Annotated in this window: 17 protein-coding genes and 1 tRNA gene; 5 read left to right on the top strand and 13 right to left on the bottom strand. The window is 74.7% G+C overall.

The features are described from left to right. Positions 1-18 precede the first annotated feature (18 nt). Positions 19-378, top strand: a complete 360-nt coding sequence (locus ACIPM1_RS10615; RefSeq protein ID WP_402431774.1) for an MmcQ/YjbR family DNA-binding protein — start codon at positions 19-21, stop codon at positions 376-378. Positions 379-418: 40 nt separating this feature from the next. Here the strand turns inward: ACIPM1_RS10615 and ACIPM1_RS10610 are convergent, their stop codons facing one another. Further along, entirely contained in the window at positions 419-1,345 is a 927-nt protein-coding gene (locus ACIPM1_RS10610; RefSeq protein WP_402431771.1) for a transketolase family protein, read from the bottom strand. Positions 1,346-1,447: 102 nt separating this feature from the next. After that, a complete protein-coding gene (locus ACIPM1_RS10605) occupies positions 1,448-2,155 on the bottom strand; it encodes a transketolase (protein ID WP_402431768.1) in 708 nt (235 codons plus the stop codon). A 139-nt stretch (positions 2,156-2,294) separates the two neighbouring features. Here ACIPM1_RS10605 and ACIPM1_RS10600 point away from each other — a divergent pair. After that, positions 2,295-2,368: transfer RNA gene (locus ACIPM1_RS10600), tRNA-Pro, on the top strand. 83 nt (positions 2,369-2,451) lie between these two features. Here the strand turns inward: ACIPM1_RS10600 and ACIPM1_RS10595 are convergent. The 9 genes from ACIPM1_RS10595 to ACIPM1_RS10555 form a co-directional block, all read right to left on the bottom strand. Continuing rightward, positions 2,452-3,381, bottom strand: coding sequence for an STM4011 family radical SAM protein (locus ACIPM1_RS10595; protein ID WP_402431765.1), 930 nt, complete (start codon positions 3,379-3,381; stop codon positions 2,452-2,454). A gap of 6 nt (positions 3,382-3,387) precedes the next feature. Beyond that, complete coding sequence (locus ACIPM1_RS10590; protein ID WP_402431900.1) at positions 3,388-4,758, bottom strand: STM4012 family radical SAM protein; 1,371 nt, start codon at positions 4,756-4,758, stop codon at positions 3,388-3,390. Between the two features lie 41 nt (positions 4,759-4,799). Continuing rightward, on the bottom strand, positions 4,800-5,606 hold the full coding sequence (locus tag ACIPM1_RS10585) for an STM4013/SEN3800 family hydrolase (RefSeq protein WP_402431897.1): 807 nt from the start codon (positions 5,604-5,606) through the stop codon (positions 4,800-4,802). A gap of 102 nt (positions 5,607-5,708) precedes the next feature. Further along, positions 5,709-6,854 carry an STM4014 family protein gene (locus ACIPM1_RS10580; protein WP_402431762.1) on the bottom strand — a complete coding sequence of 382 codons (1,146 nt, stop codon included), beginning with the start codon at positions 6,852-6,854 and terminating at the stop codon, positions 5,709-5,711. A gap of 13 nt (positions 6,855-6,867) precedes the next feature. Then, positions 6,868-7,827 carry an STM4015 family protein gene (locus ACIPM1_RS10575; protein ID WP_402431759.1) on the bottom strand — a complete coding sequence of 320 codons (960 nt, stop codon included), beginning with the start codon at positions 7,825-7,827 and terminating at the stop codon, positions 6,868-6,870. Between the two features lie 209 nt (positions 7,828-8,036). Further along, positions 8,037-8,564, bottom strand: a complete 528-nt coding sequence (locus ACIPM1_RS10570) for an NUDIX hydrolase family protein (protein WP_356195194.1) — start codon at positions 8,562-8,564, stop codon at positions 8,037-8,039. A gap of 82 nt (positions 8,565-8,646) precedes the next feature. Beyond that, complete coding sequence (locus tag ACIPM1_RS10565; protein ID WP_402431894.1) at positions 8,647-9,819, bottom strand: amidohydrolase family protein; 1,173 nt, start codon at positions 9,817-9,819, stop codon at positions 8,647-8,649. 52 nt (positions 9,820-9,871) lie between these two features. Beyond that, entirely contained in the window at positions 9,872-11,275 is a 1,404-nt protein-coding gene (locus ACIPM1_RS10560; RefSeq protein ID WP_402431756.1) for a glutamine synthetase, read from the bottom strand. 51 nt (positions 11,276-11,326) lie between these two features. Further along, entirely contained in the window at positions 11,327-12,151 is an 825-nt protein-coding gene (locus ACIPM1_RS10555; protein WP_402431753.1) for an SAM-dependent methyltransferase, read from the bottom strand. A gap of 205 nt (positions 12,152-12,356) precedes the next feature. Between ACIPM1_RS10555 and ACIPM1_RS10550 the strand changes: the two genes are divergently transcribed. The 3 genes from ACIPM1_RS10550 (at position 12,357) to ACIPM1_RS10540 (ending at position 15,946) form a co-directional block, all read left to right on the top strand. Continuing rightward, entirely contained in the window at positions 12,357-13,658 is a 1,302-nt protein-coding gene (locus ACIPM1_RS10550; protein WP_402431750.1) for a DUF1479 domain-containing protein, read from the top strand. Positions 13,659-13,744: 86 nt separating this feature from the next. Next, positions 13,745-14,938, top strand: coding sequence for an ROK family protein (locus ACIPM1_RS10545; protein WP_402431747.1), 1,194 nt, complete (start codon positions 13,745-13,747; stop codon positions 14,936-14,938). Positions 14,939-15,076: 138 nt separating this feature from the next. Next, the gene (locus ACIPM1_RS10540; RefSeq protein ID WP_402431745.1) at positions 15,077-15,946 is read left to right on the top strand and encodes a Cof-type HAD-IIB family hydrolase; all 870 of its coding nucleotides are present in this window, start codon (positions 15,077-15,079) and stop codon (positions 15,944-15,946) included. A 142-nt stretch (positions 15,947-16,088) separates the two neighbouring features. Here ACIPM1_RS10540 and ACIPM1_RS10535 read toward each other — a convergent pair whose 3' ends face one another. Next, positions 16,089-16,739, bottom strand: a complete 651-nt coding sequence (locus tag ACIPM1_RS10535) for an endonuclease (RefSeq protein WP_402431742.1) — start codon at positions 16,737-16,739, stop codon at positions 16,089-16,091. Between the two features lie 97 nt (positions 16,740-16,836). Then, positions 16,837-17,319 (bottom strand): Dps family protein, encoded by a 483-nt coding sequence (locus ACIPM1_RS10530; protein WP_402431739.1) that lies wholly within the window; start codon positions 17,317-17,319, stop codon positions 16,837-16,839. Positions 17,320-17,394: the final 75 nt, after the last annotated feature.

Below are 17,394 nucleotides of genomic sequence, written 5' to 3'. Positions count from 1 at the left end.
GGGGCTAGCGTGCGTGTCATGCCCGACGCCGAAGACGTACGCCGTATCGCCCTGTCCCTGCCGGACACGACGGAGAAGCTCGCCTGGAACATGCCCACCTTCCGGGTGGCGGGCAAGATGTTCGCCACCCTGCCGGAGGAGGAGACCTCCCTCGCCGTGCGCTGTCCCAAGGAGGAGCGCGACGAACTGGTCCGGGCCGAGCCCGGGAAGTTCTGGGTCGCCGGGCACGAGGCGCAGTTCGCCTGGGTCCGGGCCCGTCTCGCCGCGCTGGAGGACGAGGACGAGCTGCGCGACATCCTCGCCGACTCCTGGCGCCAGGCCGCCCCGCCCCGGCTCCTGGAGGCGTACCCCGCGCTGGGGCTGCCCATGGAGCGGTGAGAGGCGGCCACCGGACCGCCGCCGGTACGGCCCCCGACGGTCAGGCTCCCGGCGCGGGCCGCCCGGCCCGCGCCCCGACGAAGGCCGCGACGCGCTCCCGCAGGGACCGCGCGTCGAGTCCGTGCGCGGCGACGTGCTCCTCCACGCGCCCGTAGCGCCGCAGCTCGCGGCGGCCCACGCCGAGGCCCAGCACCCGGTGCGGGAGGTCGCGCAGGGCGTCGTTCGCCGCCGCCGTCGAGGTCCCCGCCAGATAGGGCTCGACGAGGACGACGTCCGTCCCGGCCGTCTCCGTCGCCCGGCGCAGCGCCGCCGCGTCGAAGGGCCGTACGGTCGTCGCGTACAGCACGGTGACGTCCAGGTCCCGCGTCGCGGCGAGCACCTCGTCGAGCATCGGCCCCACGGCGACGACCACCCCGCCGCCGCCCTCGCGGACGGTGCGGAAGCGCTCCCCGTCGACCGGTCGGCCCTCGGCGTTCGACTGCGTCGACAGCCGCACGTACACCTTGTCGTCCCCCGCCGCGACGGCGTGCCGCAGCAGCCTCTCCGCCTCGTCGGGATGCCCCGGCACGTGCACCGTCCAGCCGTCCAGGGTGTCGAGCAGCGCCACGTCGCCGGGCGCCATGTGCGTGAGGCCGCCCGCGGGCCAGTCGAACGAGGCCGCCGCGCTCACCAGCACCGCGCCGGCCCCCTGGTGCCCCAGGTCCAGCTTGACCTGCTCGAAGGGCCGCTCCACGAGGAAGCTGGCGAAGGTGTGCACCACGGGCCGCATCCCGGTCAGGGCCAGCCCCGCGGCGGCGCCGATCAGGAGCTGCTCGCGGATGCCTACGTTGATCACCCGGTCGGGATGCCGGCGCCGGGCGGCGGCGAAGCCGTCCTTGCCGATCTCGGCGAGGACGACCGCGACCCGCGGGTCCTCGTCGAGCAGGCGGGAGACGACGGGGGCGAGACGGTCGCGCATGGTGTCCATGGAGGGAAGCCCTTCTTGCGGATCGGCGGAAGCGAGCGGGGAGCCGGGGGGAACGGCCGGGAAGCGGGGTGCGGGCGGGCGAGCGGGGCTCTGGGCCGGGCGTCAGGCGGACTTCGGCTCGACCCGGGCCACGACCACGTGCGGGCGGCCCGGGTGCGGCGCGGTGAACGCGGCGTGCAGCGCTTCGTGGTCCCGGCCGTCGACGGTCAGCGCCGACCAGCCCGCCGCCTCGAAGCGGGCGGCGATCCCGCCGGGACGGGCATGGCTGGCGGAGGCGTTGTCCACGACGACGGTGTGCAACCGCTCCAGTCCGGCGGGGCCGGCGAAGGCGATCGCCTCGTGGTTGCTGCCCTCGTCCAGCTCGGCGTCCCCGATCAGCACCCACACCCCCGGCCCGCTCAGCCCCTGGGCGCGCAGCCCCAGGGCGGTGCCGACGGCGATCGGCAGTCCGTGCCCCAGCGACCCGCTGCCGATCTCCGCGCCCGGCACCAGCATGCGGTCCGGATGGTGGCCGAGCGGGGAGTCGTATGCGCCGAAGTCCGGCAGCCAGTCCACGGGCACGAAGCCCTTGGCGGCGAGGACGGCGTAGTACGCCATCGGCCCGTGTCCCTTCGACAGCAGGAACCGGTCCCGTTCCGGGTCGTCCCGGCGGACCGGGGCGACGTCCAGCACCCGGTCGTAGAGCACCCAGAGCACGTCCAGCGTGGACGTGGCGGCCGGTCCGTGCTTCTCGTCGCCGGTCATCAGCCCCATCAGCCGGGGCAGGTCGGCGTACCCGTGGGTGCGCCCGAGGTCGTCGGTGATCGTCATGTCGACGAGCGTGCAACCTCGACCAAGGTTGAGGTCAAGCGCGCGCCCCGCCCGGAAAAGGGGTGCGCGACCACCGACCCGAGTGCGGTATTGTTTTCCTGCGCGTTCGGCCGGAGGAAAGTCCAGGTCAGACGGGCAACGGGACGTGGCGCAGCTTGGTAGCGCACTTGACTGGGGGTCAAGGGGTCGCAGGTTCAAATCCTGTCGTCCCGACTTGTGAAGCAGCAGGTCGGAGGCCGCACCGGAACACACCGGTGCGGCCTTCGCCGTGTCCGGACCCCGCGGGGCCCGGGCCGTCACGGGCCGCCGGCGGTGACCGCCGTGCCCGGCGAGGACCCGCGCGGCGAGGCCGCCGCTCCGGTCGCGCCCGGCGCGGCCCCGGGGAAGTCTGCGGGGACGCGCTCCAGGACGCCGCCCGCGAAGACGTCGTACAACGGCAGGGTCTCCAGGTGGACGTAGCCGATGTGGCAGTCGCACGCCGTCAGCGGGCAGGGCCGGGGCGCGAGCGCGGCGCGGTAGGAGCCGTCGTAGAGGTTGCCGAGCTCGGCGCGGACGAAATGGCAGCGGCGGACCGTGCCGTCGCCGTCCACGGAGACCACGGTCTCGCCGGTGCGGCAGGGCAGCCCGGCCGAGCGGTGCGGGCGGCGGCTGTACGGGAACAGCGGGTCGATCGCGGTCCAGGTGTCCGCCTCGTCGTCGGTGTAGGTGTGGCCCTCGGCGGCATTGACCCACAGATAGACCTCGGCGGGCAGCGCGGCGCGCAGCCGGCGGGCGTGCTCCAGGTGCCCGGGCAGCCCGACGACGCCGACGCTGAAGCGGATGCCCCGCCCGGCGAGATCCCGCGTCTTGGCCAGGAACCGCTCGTACGGCGTCTCGCCCGGGTGGTACGTGCACCACAGCGCCACGGTGCCGGGGTCGGCGTCCGCCAGCCAGCCGGTGCGGCAGCTCAGGTTCGTCTGGATGGCCACCCGCTCGACGTGCGGCAGGTGCGACAGCTCGACCAGGGCGCGCCGGTACCAGGAGCGGACGAGCCCCTCGCCCCAGGGGGTGAACAGCACCGAGAGGCGGTCGGTGGTCTGCTTCCCGGCCCAGTCGGTGAAGCGTTCGAGCGCGGCGCGGTCGGCGCGCAACCGCGCGGTGCCGTCCCGCCGCTTGGCGAACGGGCAGTAGGGACAGTCGTAGTCGCAGGAGGCGAGCGGGCCGCGGTACAGGATCGTCAGGTCCATGGCGGGCTACTTCGGCGCGTAGGCGGCCATCGCGGCCCGCACGGCGGGGGAGAACAGCGCGGGGCCCAGCGCGTCGGAGTGGGCGAGCCCCTCCGGGGTGAGGCGCAGCAGGTCACCGGCGCCGTCGTCCTCCAGCCAGCCGCGCGCGGCGAAGGCGGCCAGCTCACCGGGGAAGTCGTCCCACGGGCCGGTGCCGAACCGGTCGCGGTAGCCCGCCACCGGCATGCCCCGCGCCTGGAGCACCGACTGCAGGAGGTGGCGGCGGCGCGCCTCGTCCCCGTCGACGCGGCGGCCGTGGACGGCCCGGCTGAAGTCACCGGTGGCCGTGTAGTCGTCGACGATCGCGCGGATCTCGCTCATGCCGACCGCGTAGTCGAAGGAGTAGTGCAGCGCCGAGGTGTAGGAGCGGGCGCCGCAGCCCAGGCCGATCATCCCGTCGGTCTGACAGGCGTGGTCGTCCGGGCCCTGCGCGGGCGCGCCGGCCCGGCGGAACATGCGCATCGACACCTGTTCGTACCCGTGCGCGAGCAGGTGGTCGCGGCCCTGCCGGTACAGGGCCAGCCGCTGCTCGTCCCACGCGCGGTCGGTGTGCGCGGTGCGCCGGGCGAGGCCCGTCAGGGGGCGCACGTACAGCGGGTAGAGGTAGAGCTCCTCGGGGCGCCAGGCGAGCGCGGCGTCCAGGGAGGTCCGCCAGGTGGCGGGCGTCTGGCCGTCGATGCCGTAGATGAGGTCGACGTTGAGCACGGGGATCGCGGCGTCGCGGATCCGGCCGAGGGCGGTCTCGACGTCGGCCCGGCGCTGCGGCCGTACGGCGGCCCTGGCCTCCTCGTCGACGAAGCTCTGCACGCCGATGCTGAGCCGGGTCGTGCCGCGCTCGGCCAGGACGGCGAGCCGGTCGGCGGTGGCGGTGGCGGGGGACGCCTCCACGGAGAGCGGGATCGTCCGCAGGTCGGCGCCCATGCGCTTCTCGGCGATGTCGCACAGCCGGGACAGCTCGCCGGCGGTGAGGAAGGTGGGGGTGCCGCCGCCGAACGCCGCGTTCGCGAACCGCGCCGGGGCCGTGCCGCCGTCGCCGGGCTCCCGCTCGTCGAGCGCGTCGCGGACGGCGGTCGCCTGGCGGTCCAGGGCGTCGAGATAGCGGCCCGTGAGCCCGTCGGGCGCGCCGATCCGGGTGAACAGGTTGCAGAAGCCGCAGCGGACCTCGCAGAAGGGTATGTGCAGGTAGAGCGAGAGCGCGTCCTTGCGTTCGCCCCGCCACAGCTCGCGCAGGGCGGGCCGGCCGGGCAGCGGCCGGTAGGCCGTCTTGTGCGGATAGGCGTACACATAACTCTGGTACGGGCGCGCGCTCACGTCGCTCTGGTTCGGGCGCGCGCCCATCCTGCTCTCACGGGGGCTCACAGCGGTGCCGTCGGTGGGGTTCATGCGGCGGGCTCCAGGAAGAAGTGGGCGTACGGCACGGTCCACACGGCCTCGTGGCCGAGGCGGTGGCCGGTGTAGCCGTCCTCGCCGTAGGCGGTGCCGTGGTCGGAGCAGACGACGGCGAAGCAGCGGCGGCGCGAGCTCATGGCGGTGAAGAGCCGGCCTATGTGCCGGTCGACGTACTCCAGGGCGGCGGCGTGGCTGGCGCGGGTGTCGCCGTCCTCGCGGGTGGCGCCGGGCAGGTGGAACCAGTTGGGCTGGTGCAGCGCGGACACGTTGAGGAAGAGGAACAGCCGCCGGTCCGCCGGAAGCCCGGCGACGACCTGTTCGGCCCGCTCCACCTGCGCCTCGAAGGACGTGGGGGAGGGCACGCCGAACTCGGGCTGCCAGTGGCTCTCCTGGAACATCCCCGGCAGGACGCCGCCCAGCGCCCCCTGCTTGTTGAAGAAGCCGACGCCGCCGATGCACACCGTGCGGTACCCGGCCGCCGCGAGACCGGAGACGAGGTCGGGCGTGTCGAAGACGTAGGTGCGCCCGGCGGTCGTCTCGCTGCCGGCGAAGCGCGCCGCGAACAGCCGGGGATGCGGCCCGGGAGCGGCCGGGGTCGGCAGGAACCCGGCGAACATGGCCTGGTGGGAGGCGTAGGTGAAGCTGCCGGGCGCGTGGCGCTTCTCCCAGGCGCCGCCGGGCAGGTGCCGGGCGAGGTTCGGGATGCGTCCGGCGGCGGCCAGTTCGGCGGCCACGTCGTGGCGCAGGGTGTCCAGGGTGACCAGGAGCAGGTCGTCGCGGCCGACGACCTCGTTCATGTCGGGAAGCGGTCCGGCCTCGGGGGGTCGCATGGTGGTCCTCGTTCGGTTCTCGCGCTGTTTCTCGCGCTGTCTCTTGCGCGGTTCCCGCGCTGTTCTGGCTCATTGGTGCCCTCGGCGGCGCCACCGGGGGTCCCGGAGGGCGGCGACCTGGGCCGCGTAGGTGTCCAGCCCCTCGGCCCCGCTGCCGGGCAGGCCGGTGAGGCCGGGCAGCAGGTCGCCGAAGGCGTTGACCTCCGCGACGGCGAACCGGCCCCAGCCGACGGCCGGGAGCAGGTCGACGCCGACGCACAGCGTGCCGGGGAAGCAGGCCGCCGCGCGTTCGCAGGTCCGCAGGGCCTCGGCCCAGCGGGGGCCCGCGGCCTCGACGGCGGCGGCGAGATCGCCGCGCCGGCCGCCGAGGTGGAGATTGGTCATGGGGGAGTGGCTGGTGCGCACCACGGCGTGCGTGGCCCGGCCGCCCACCACGACGACCCGCAGGTCGGCCGCACGGCCGTCGCCCAGCGAGGCCTTGGGCCACCACCGCTCGACGTGCAGTCCGTCCGGGGCCAGCGCGTCGACGAGGGCGGCGATCTCGCGCTCGCCCGTGACGCGGCGCACCCGCAGGGAGTTGTGCAGCCGGCCGTCCGCGGCCGCCTCCACGGAGGTGGTCGCCCGGATCCGGCCGCGTCCCGCCGACTCGACGGCGAGCACACCGGACGCCGACGACCCGTGGGCGGGCTTGACGAACACCCGCGGCATCCCGTGCGCCCGCATCAGGGCCCGTACGTCGTCCCAGCCCCGCACCGGGGTGCCGCCGCCGGACGTCGGCGACCGCGGCACCGGCACCCCGGCCTCGGCGAGGGCGCGGTGGCAGAGCCGCTTGTCGAAGAGGACGGCCAGCTCGCCGGGATCGTCGAGTCGCACCCCGCCGGTCAGCGTGCCGACGGCGGCGGTGAACCGCGCGTACCAGCGGGCTCCGCCCTCCACCCGGGTCGGGTCGGCCAGGCCCCGCAGGGCGCGGTCCACCTCCTCGTCCTCCCCGGGCGACTCCAGCCGCACGACCTCGTCGGCCGCGAAGGACGCGCCACCGTCCCGCAGGACGGCCGCCCAGGGCACGACACGCGGCGCGGGCAGCCCCGCCTCGCGCACCGCCCGGTCGAACAGGCCGACGCGGCGGTTCCCCGGATTCCCGACGACGACGAGCCGCGGGGCCGTCCCAGGCGGCCGAGAGCCGCGCCCGGCGATGACGGCCGTTTCCTCGCTCATGACGGGGCGCCCGCTACTCGCCGACGGCCACGTAGCGCCAGACGCGGCCGTCGTCCTCGTCCTCCTCGGCGTACCCCCGCTCCAGGTCGAGCGTCACTCCGGCCTCCCCGAGGGACTCCCGGAAGCGCTCCCGCACCGCGTCGCTCAGGTAGTTGTGGTGGAGGTCGAGCCTCTTCAGGTGGGTGAGCGGCCGGCCGCCGAGCAGTGCGGTCGCGCCCTCGTCGGTGAGGACGCCCATGGACAGGTCGAGGGTCACGAGCCGGGCGACGACGGGCGCGGAGGCCAGGGCGGCGGCGATCTCGTCCTGGATGTCGCTGTTGCGCAGCCCCAGGTATCGCAGCTTCGGCAGGAGGGATCCTTCCAGGATGGGCGCGACGTCGGAGAGCTCGCAGTCGCCGCCGTACTCGGAGGTTCCCAGCCACAGGTCGAGGCGGGTCAGGGCCGGCAGGTCGCAAGCGGCTATGCCGCGCACCGCCGCGGCCGGCAGGCCGCCGGTCTGCACGGTAAGGGAGAGCAGCCGTCGGTGCGTGAGCGCGGGGAAGACCAGGCCGCTGCCGCCGCGGACGCCGAAGTCCTCCAGCTCGGGGAAGCCGCTCAGCAGCGGACCGACGTCGCCCTGCTGGATCCAGGAGATCTCGCACTCCTCCGACTCCATGTCGCCCAGGAACAGGGCACGCAGCGAGGTGAGCCGGGCCCGGGCGCCGAGGAGCGCGTCGATCACCGGCTTCGGGCCTGTCTCGTAGGCCTCTTCCCAGGGGCCGACGATGAGCGCGTACACGCGGGTGAGGTCGACAGCCGCGGCGAATCGGGCGAACGCCTCCGGCCAGCTCTCCTCGGCGTCATAGGTGTCCGAGGAGATCCGCCACGCGACGGCGTCGGCCGCGGGCAGACCCCCCGTGCCCTCGTCCTTGGGGCCGGGGAAGTCGAAGACGGGCAGTCCGTACAACTCCCGCAGGTGGTTCGCTGTGCTCATGTCTCCGACGCTCCTCGCCGATCGCGGTCTCCACTGCCGCAAGTTGTAGCAAGGACCACTGACAACGCCTTCGGCGGAGCGGCGGCCGACGGCCGGGTACGAGCACCTCGCGTCGCCGCGCGCCGCGCCGGACGAGGACGAAGACGAAGACGAGGACGAAGGAACCCTTCACGTGCTCCGGCGCCCTCGGGCGGGACGCCGGACGCCGTTCAGGACACGTGCCCGACGTGGGCGAGCGCCTGCTTCAGGAGGACGCCGTGCCCGCCCGGCATCTCGCTCTGCACCGCCGCCGACGCGGCCTCCTGCGGGCTGAACCACACCAGGTCCAGGGCGTCCTGCCGGGGACGGCAGTCACCGGTCACCGGGACGATGTAGGCCAGCGACACGGCGTGCTGCCGGGGGTCGTGGTACGGCGTGACGCCCGCCGTCGGGAAGTACTCCGCGACCGTGAAGGGCTGCAGGGAGGCGGGCACCCGGGGCAGCGCCACCGGACCGAGGTCCTTCTCCAGATGGCGCAGCAGGGCGTCCCGCACCCGCTCGTGGTGCAGCACCCGGCCGGAGACCAGGGTCCGGCTGACCGTGCCGTCCGGCCCGATGCGCAGGAGCAGGCCGATGCTGGTCACTTCGCCGCTGTCGTCGACGCGCACGGGCACCGCCTCGACGTACAGGATCGGCATGCGGGCGCGGGCCGACTCCAGTTCGTCGGTGGTCAGCCAACCCGGCGTGGTTTCAGTCATGTCAGCCATTGCTTGATCATACTTTCAGGGGTTCCTGGTTGGGGCGTGCCGCACCGGGCGACTGCGACCGGCACCCTGCCGGTCAGGCCTCCCGGTCGTCGTCGGTCAGTCCGTAGACCCGCCGGGCGTTGTGCCGTCCCGCCCACCGGGCGATCCGCAGCGCGTCCGCGAGACTCAACTCGTCGGTGTCCACCCGCTCTTGCAGCAGACCGGCCAGACCGGCCCGGAAGGCCACCGCGCCGAGGTGGTGGAACTCGGCCACACCGTAGGCGTCGGAGCTGTACAGCAGTTTGCGGAACGGTGTGATCTCCAGGGCCTCCGCCAGGATCGCCCGTGCCCGGCCGGGGCCCACGTGGTGCAGCGTCAGGCCGACGTCGAGGTACACCCGGGCGAAGACCGCCGCGAGATAGGCGGCCTGGCGCTGGTAGGGCCAGCAGTGCAGCAGCAGGACCGGGATCGTGCCGGCGGTCCGGTGCAGCCAGTCGGTGAGCAGGGCGGGGTCGGCGCGGTGCAGCCGCAGGTCGTTGTCGCCGAATCCGGCGTGCAGTTGGAGCGGCAGGCCGAGGTCCACGGCCGTCCACAGCAGGTGCCGCACGAGGACCGGGTCGTCCAGGCGCCGGCCGCCGCCCGCCGTCCAGCGCGCCGCCGCCCGCGCGACCTCGGCCTCCGAGGGGCGGGCCGGGTCCAGGCCGAAGCCGGTGCGGTAGGCGGCCACCGACTTCACCGCCAGCACGCTTGGCCGCCGTACGGCCTCCTGCGCGGCCGCGCGGAACACCGCGCCGTACTCACCGGGTTCGACCCCTCGCGCCGCCACGGCCTCCGCCACGTTCTCCAGCCGTACGACCTCGTAGGCCCTCGCCCGCCCGCCCGCTGCCGCGGCCAGCTCCGCCGGGGTGGTGGCGTGGTCGGGCACGAATCCGGTGTCGACGCAGAACACGTCCGCTCCCGCGGCGGCGAGCAGGCGCCGGTTCACCTCGGGCGCCCCCAACTCCGCGCGCCGGGCCAGGTAGACGTCGGCCGGGGCGTGCCGGGGCAGGCCGAGCACCGGGGCGCAGTGGCGGCGCACGGCCACGCCGGCCGGGGTGTCGAAGGTCGAGATGCCGCCGCCCGGCCACGCCCCGCCCTCGCTGATCAGCGCCTCGAAGCCCGGCCGGTCCAGGTCCGTGGCGACCACCGGGTGGCAGTGGTGGTCGACGAGAGGCAGCGCGGCGAGCGCCTCGTGCACCGGTCCGGCGCTTCCCGCGGCCGCCGTCATCGGCACGTTTGGCACCGGGCCGCGGGTGCCGTCCCGGCCCACGTCCCGTCCATCAGTAGGCCCACCGGTACGCCGCCGCGACCTGCTCGTCGTCCAGCCCGTCCACGGCCGCGATCTCCCCCTCGCGCACCGCGATCACCGCGTCGGCGAGGACGGACCCGAGGGTGGAGCGCAGCAGCGCGTCCGCGCGGAAGGCGGCGACCGCCTCGGCCAGCGAGGAGGGCAGGCGCCGTACCCCGCGGGCCGCGGCCTCGGCCGCGTCGAGCCGGGCCGGGTCCCCGGTGATCTCCTCGGGCAGGGACGCCGACGAGGTGAGCCCGTCCAGGCCGGCCGCGATCAGGCAGCCGAGCGCGAGGTACGGGTTGGCGGCGAGGTCGACCGGCTTGACCTCCAGGTTCGCGGCCTGGTCGCGCACGCCCTGGGTGCCGGTGACCACGCGGACGGCGGCCTCCCGGGTCTCCCGGCCCCACGCGGTGAACACCCCCGCCCACTGCGACGGTTGGAGCCGCAGATAGCTCGCCGGGCTCGGCGCGGTCACCGCGGTCAGCGCCGGGAGCCGGGCGAGCAGGCCGGCCACGAAGGACTCGGCCGCGGCCGTCATGCCGTACCGGCCCGCTCCGCCGGAGTGCAGGTTGACGCCGTCGCGCCAGGCGGAGAGGTGGATGTGGCCGCCGTTGCCGACGCCCCGCGCGGTGACGGCGGGGGAGAAGGAGGCCTTCAGTCCGTGGCGCCGGGCCACGGCGCGGACGGTCTGCCGCACCAGCATGCTCCGGTCGGCCGCCGCCACGGGGTCGAGCGCGCCGACCGAGACCTCGAACTGCCCGGCGGCGTACTCGGGATGGAGCTGTTCGACGTCCACGCCCTGCGCGGCCAGCGCCGCCAGCAGATCGGCGGCGCAGTCGCTCAGCTCCACCTGCCGGGTGGCGCCGTACGCCGGTCCGGTCACCGCGGGCACGAACTCCCCGTGGGGCGCGCCGCCCTGGCCGAGGGCCCACTCGATCTCGATACCGGCCCGGAAGGTGATGCCGTGGTGCTGCTCGGCGTCCGCGACGATCCGGCGCAGCGCCGTGCGGGCGCAGCCGGGGTGCCGCGTGCCCTCCTGGGTGATCCGGTCCACCGGGGCCCAGGCCCAGCCGGGCTGCCCGGACAGGGCGACCAGGTGGTCGAGGTCCGGGTAGAGCCGCAGATCCCCGTCCGGGGAGCCGAGGACGTCGGTGGCGACGACGGAGTCGTCGGCGAGGAAGGTGTCGAACACCGGCGACATGCCGACGCCCCAGGCCGCGGCCGAGGCCAGCTTCGCCGTCGGCACGGTCTTGACGCGGGTCACGCCGGCGGTGTCGACGTAGGCCAGGACGACGCCGTGCACACCCCGGCCGGCCAGCTCGCCGCCGAGCGCGGTGGCCCGTTCGAGGTCACCGGGACGTCCGCCGGGGACGGGGTCGGCAAGGGTGGTCATACGTCCTCCTCGGCGCGCGGTGACGGTCCGGCGGCGCCGGGCCCGCCCGCGTCAGGGTTTCACGGCCACCGCGCCGAACTGCGGTACCACGGCCGGGGAGCCGGAGCCGGAGCCGGAGTCGGCGCGCCACCGCGAGCACGGCACCAGGCCCGGTTCGACCAGGTCCAGCCCCTCGAGGAAGGCGGCGATCTCGGCGCGGCCGCGGGCGGTGATCGGCGGCGTGGCGTTCGCGTTCCAGAACTCCATGGCCGGGATGTTGCCCTCGCCGCCGAGGTCGGCGTCGTAGGTGGGGTGGGTCAGCACCAGGAAGCTGCCCGAGGGCACCGCCGCCATGACACGGCGGACCGTCTCGCGCGCCTCGTCGGTGTCCAGGACGAAGTTGAGGATGCCGAGCATCATCACCGCGATCGGCCGGTCGAAGTCGAGGGTCGCCGCGGCGCGCTCGACGATGGTGTCGGGGTCGTGCACGTCGGCGTCGATGTAGTCGGTGACGCCCTCGGACGTGCTGGTGAGCAGGGAGCGGGCGTGCACCAGGACGATCGGGTCGTTGTCGACGTAGACGATGCGGGCGTCGGGCGCGATCCGCTGGGCTATCTCGTGGGTGTTGTCGACCGTCGGCAGACCGGTGCCGATGTCGAGGAACTGCCGCACTCCGCGCTCGGCGGTCAGATGGCGGACCGCCCGCCCGAGGAAGTCGCGGTCCGCGCGGGCCACGTCGCGGATCACCGGGAACATCCCGGCGACGTGCTCGCCGACCCGCTGGTCGACCTCGTAGTTGTCCTTGCCGCCGAGCCAGTAGTTCCACACGCGCGCGTTGTGCGCCACCCCGGTGTTCAGCCTCGGCGATCCGCCCGAGGTGCTGTGGGTCTCGCTCACGTCTGCGCTCCGGTTTCCTCGTGGTCCGTCCCGCCCCATGCGGCCGTCGCCGCCATTGTGCCGCCCGGTGATCACGCTGTCCCGGGAATCGGGGACCCGGGGGCAGCGGAGGGTCGTCCCTTTTTGGTCAGGACTCTTGCCCAAACCGTGTGCGCCGTGCTTCGCTCGAACTCTAGTAAGGAGTCCTGACCAAAGGAGGTCGACGATGACCGCCGGCACCGACCGGCAGCGGGCCGCGCCGCCCCTGCCCCACTGGGAGAACGTCCCGGAGGACCTGCCCGCCGCGATCCGTGAGGTCAAGGCCGCCCTGCGCGCCCGCATCGAGGCGTCCGGGCGGACCGTGGAGGAGGTCTTCGCCGTCGTCGAGCGCCGCGTCGCCGCCCGCGTCGCCGAGATCCGCGCGGCGAAGGAGCGCGGCGAGAGCGTCTGGCCGGCCGTCGACTACGCCGACATCGAGAACGGCACCGTCCCCGCGGACCGGCTGGCCGCGGTGCGGCGGCGCGGCTGCCTGGTGGTGCGCGGCCACTTCCCCCGCGAGCAGGCCCTGGCCTGGGACGCCGGCATCGTCGACTACGTGGAGCGGAACAGGTTCTTCGAGACCTACGCCGGCCCCGGCGACGACTTCTTCGGCAGCGTCGGCTCCAGGCCGGAGATCTACCCCGTCTACTGGTCCGAGGCCCAGATGGAGGCCCGGCAGAGCGACCGCATGGCCCGGGTGCAGTCCTTCCTGAACTCCTTCTGGAAGCACACCTCGGACGGCGTGCGGTGGTTCGACCCCGACCGGGACGCGCTCTACCCCGACCGGATCCGCCGCCGCCCGCCGGGCACCGACTCCGGCGGCCTCGGCACGCACTGCGACCCCGGGACGCTGGACCTGTGGATGACCCGCGCCTACCAGCGGGCTTTCCGGCACCTGTTCGACGGCAGTGCCGAGCGGTACGACCCCTGGGACGCCGCCCACCGCACGGCCGGCCCCCAGTACCCGGGCAGCACCATGTGCTCGGCGTTCCGCACCTTCCAGGGCTGGACCGCCCTGTCCGACATGGACCACGACCAGGGTGTGCTGCACACCGTGCCCGTCCCCGAGGCCATGGCGTACCTGCTGCTGCGCCCGCTCCTGCCCGACGTGCCCGAGGACGACATGTGCTCGGTCACCGTCAACCGGGTCTTCCCGGCGAGCGAGAAGTGGCACCCCCTGCTGATGGAGGCCCTCACCGGCATCCCCGACGTGCGGGCGGGCGACTCCGTCTGGTGGCACTGCGACGTGATCCACAGCGTCGCGCCGGTCACGGACCAGAAGGGCTGGGGCAACGTCATGTACATCCCCGCCGCGCCCTGGTGCCCGCGCAACGAGGCGTACGCGGGACAGGTCCGCGAGGCGTTCCTGACCGGGTCCAGCCCGGGCGACTTCCCCGAGGAGCACTACGAGCGCGCCTGGACCGGCCGCTTCACCGCGGACCGGCTGAACGCGACCGGCCGCCGCGGGCTCGGTCTCGCGGAAGACTAGTCAGGAAGGAGCCCTTACCGTCCTCGGGTCGGTAGGCTGGCGGCGGTCGTCGAGCGGCGATCAGCGGCTCGAGGACGAGAGGTGCGATGGAGATCCGCCGGGAGCTCGCGGGAGCGGCCCTGCCGAGCATGGCTCTGGTACGGGAGCTCACCGACCAGATCGTGCTGGACACCGTGTTCGAGCAGGCGCCGGTCACCCGCGCGGAGATCGCGCACCGCACCGGCATCTCCAAGACCACCGTCTCGGAGTCGGTACGGCGGCTGGAGGAGCTGCGGCTGCTCCGGCCGGCCGGCGAGCAGCGCGGCCGGCAGGGCCGGGTGGGCACCTACTACCGGGTGGCCGCCGACGCCGGGTTCGTCGTCGCCGTCGACCTGCACCCGAGCGAGATCCGGCTGTGCGCCGCGGACCTGTTCGGCCGACCCTTCCTGCAGAGCACGCACCAGCCGCTGCGCCCGCGCAACCCCGAGCACACCGCCCGGCAGCTGCGCACGCTCGTGGCCGGCGCGATCGAGCAGGGCGGCGTCGACCACGGCCGGCCGCTGGCCGTCGGGATCTCGGTCGCCAACCCGGTCGACCCGCGGACGTCCGCCGTGATCCCGCTCCGGAACACCCCCTACCCGGGCGGTGTCTTCCAGCCGCAGGACGCCCTCGCCGGCCTGACCGACGCCCCCCTGCTGGTGGAGAACGACGTCAACCTCGCCGCCGTGGCCGAACGCTGGCACGGCGCGGGCCGCGACGCCGAAAGCTTCGCCTACGTCTACATCGGCGCCGGCCTCGGCATGGGTCTGGTCGTCGGGGACCGGCTCGTCCAGGGGGCGCGCGGTGTGGCCGGCGAGATCGGCTACCTCAGCGTCAGCTCCCAGCCCCCCGGCACCCCGCACGGCCTCGCCCGCGCCGTGGCCGAGGCGGGCTTCCGGACGGGGCAGCTGCCGGAGGCCGACGGGGCGGACCCCGTGGCCGCGGCCCGCGAGGTCCTGCGGCGCGCCGAGGACGGCGACGCCGAGGCGGGCGCCGTCGTGGCGGAGGAGGGACGCACCATCGGCGAGGCGATCGCGACCGTCTGCGCGGTCGTCGACCCCGAACTCGTCCTCCTCGGCGGACCCGTCGGCAGCCACCCCGCGCTGCTGCGCCCGGTCCGCGAGACGGTGCGCGCGCTCGCCCCGCTGCCCCCGCCGGTCGAACCCGGCGCCCTCGGCGACACCGCACCGCTGCGCGGCGCCCTGGCCGTCGCCCTCCGCCGCGCCCGCGCCGACCTGCGCACCCGCGCCGGAACCGGCTGAGCCACCCGGACCGCCCGCCCCGCGCGCCGGCGCGCGGTGGGTCACGGGACGGCAGCGGCGACACCCTCCCCGCGTACGGCAATGGCGCCGGCGCACCACCCCGGCGCGTCCCCCGCGCCCGCCCCGGAGAACCGGACCATGCCCAGCGCCCCCTCGCCCCTGCTCACCACCCCCGGACCCGCCGCCGGGCCCGCCGACATCCGTCTGATCGTCACCGACATGGACGGCACACTGCTCGACGACGCCAAGCGCATACCCGCGGGCCTGTGGCCCACCCTGGCCGAACTGCGCCGCCGCGGCGTGCTCTTCAGCCCGGCGAGCGGACGGCAGTACGCCACCCTGGCCGAACAGTTCGGGGACGAGGGCCGGGGCATGGTGTTCATCGCCGAGAACGGCACCTACGTCGTCCGCGACGGCGTGGAACTCAGCTCGGACCCCCTGGCCCCGGCCGTCGCGGGCCGCATCGTCCACGCCGTACGCCAGCTCGCCGCCGGGGGCGTCGACGTGGGCGCCGTCGTCTGCGGCAAGCGGTCGGCCTACGTGGAGCGGACCGACGAGGCGTTCCTGGCGGAGGTGCGCAAGTACTACGTCCGCCACCGGATCGTCGAGGACGCGGCCGCCGTCGAGGACGACGTCATCAAGGTGGCCCTCTTCGACTTCGGCCCGGCCGAACGGACCACCGCACCGGCCCTGGAGGAGTTCGCCGCCACCCACCAGGTCGTGGTCTCCGGCGAGCACTGGGTCGACGTCATGAACCGCACCGCCAACAAGGGCACCGCCCTGCGCGGGCTCCAGCGGGAACTCGGCATCACGCCCGCCCAGACGATGGTGTTCGGCGACTACCTCAACGACCTGGAGATGCTGGACGCCGCCGACTGGTCCTTCGCCATGGCCAACGCGCACCCGCGGGTCGTCCGCCGGGCCCGCCATCTGGCCCCGTCGAACAACGACAACGGCGTCCTGCGTACCATCGCCCGCCTCCTGCACCTGCCCACGGCGGGCCACTGACGGCGCGGGCACGCGCCAGGGTCACGCACCGAGACGGCACGGCCCGGTCCGCTGACAGGCGGGGGCACGCGCCAGGGTCACGCCGCAGGGGCGGCGCGGCCCGGTCGGCCGAAGCGGCCGGGCGGACGGCCGGGAGGCAGGGTCAGGCGGCGTGGCCGAGGCACTCCTCCGCCACCTTCCGGTCGAGCGCCGCGCGCACCAGCGCGGCCGCCAGCGCGGCCGGATCCGTGCCGCGCGCCGTCTCGGCGAGCCGGCCGGGATCGGTCGGCAGGCCGAGCCGCTCCGCCCCGGACAGCGCCTTGGCGTCCAGGTACGGCGCCGTCTCCGGCCACACGCGCTGCACCTCGCGCAGGAAGATGTCCGCGCCGACCGGGCCCAGGCCCGGCACCTCCCGCAGCAGGCCGCGCAGCTTCGTGAGGTCGCCGTCCGCCTCCGCGCGCAGGCGGCGCAGATCGCCGCCCCACCGTTCGGCGATCAGCCCGGCGCCCTCGCCCAGCAGGGTGGCCGTGCGCTCGTCGTAGCGCCGGTAGCCGCCGCGGCCCAGCGCGTCCACCCGGTCCTGCCGGCCGGACCCGGCCATGGAGTGCGGGTCGCGCAGTCCGGCGTCGTACAGGGCCCGGGCGGTGGCGATGGCGACCGAGCCGCGGATGCGGGCGCTGAGCAGGACGGCGAGCACCAGCAGCCGGTACAGCGGTTGCGGGGTGTCCTTGAGCGGGATGCCGGCCTCCTCGGCGAACGTCCTGCCGTGCGCCCGCACCAGCTCCCGCAGGACCCGGGCGTCGTGCTCCGTCATCGGGTCGCCCCCTTCGCTCGTCCGTCCGTCTGTCCGTCCGCACTTCCGTCCGTCTGTCCGTCCGCTCGTTTCGCCCACGAGGGAGAGCGGGCGCGGGTCAGACCTCCTGGGTCACGTTCTCGGCGGCGAACATCCACCGCTGCTTCTCCAGCTCCGCGGTGATGCCGATGAGCAGGTCCTGGGTGACCGGGTCGGCCTTCTCGGTCGCCTCGACGCGTTCGCGCAGCCGGCGCACCGCCGCCTCGAGCGACTCGACCATCACCTCCACGACCTCCGCGTCGCGCACCCAGCCGTCCTTGGGGCTGGGCAGGGTGAAGGCCGAGGCGATCGTCTCCGGCCGGCCGTCGGGCGGCAGGCCGAGCGCCGAGGCGCGCTCCGCGACCGTGTCGGCGAAGTCGCGGGCCGCCGCCACCACCTCGTCGAGCTGCAGATGGATGGAGCGGAACCGCGGTCCCACGATGTTCCAGTGCGCCTGCTTCCCGATGAGGGACAGGCCGAGAAGATCCACCAGGGTGCTCTGCAGCGCGTCCCCGGTGACCTGGAGAGCCGCTTCGGGAATCGTGCTCTTCACGACGGTCATGGCGTGGTGCTCCTTGAGGAGTCGTGTCGGGCGGTGCGGAGCGGTGCGCCGCGCTCCTCCTCGCGGGCCCGTCCC

It is taken from the genome of Streptomyces sp. NPDC086766, from assembly GCF_044746005.1.
Lineage (GTDB): Bacteria > Actinomycetota > Actinomycetes > Streptomycetales > Streptomycetaceae > Streptomyces.
The sequence above is the reverse complement of the archived record's forward strand: the minus strand, read 5'-3'. Positions and strand labels throughout refer to the sequence as shown.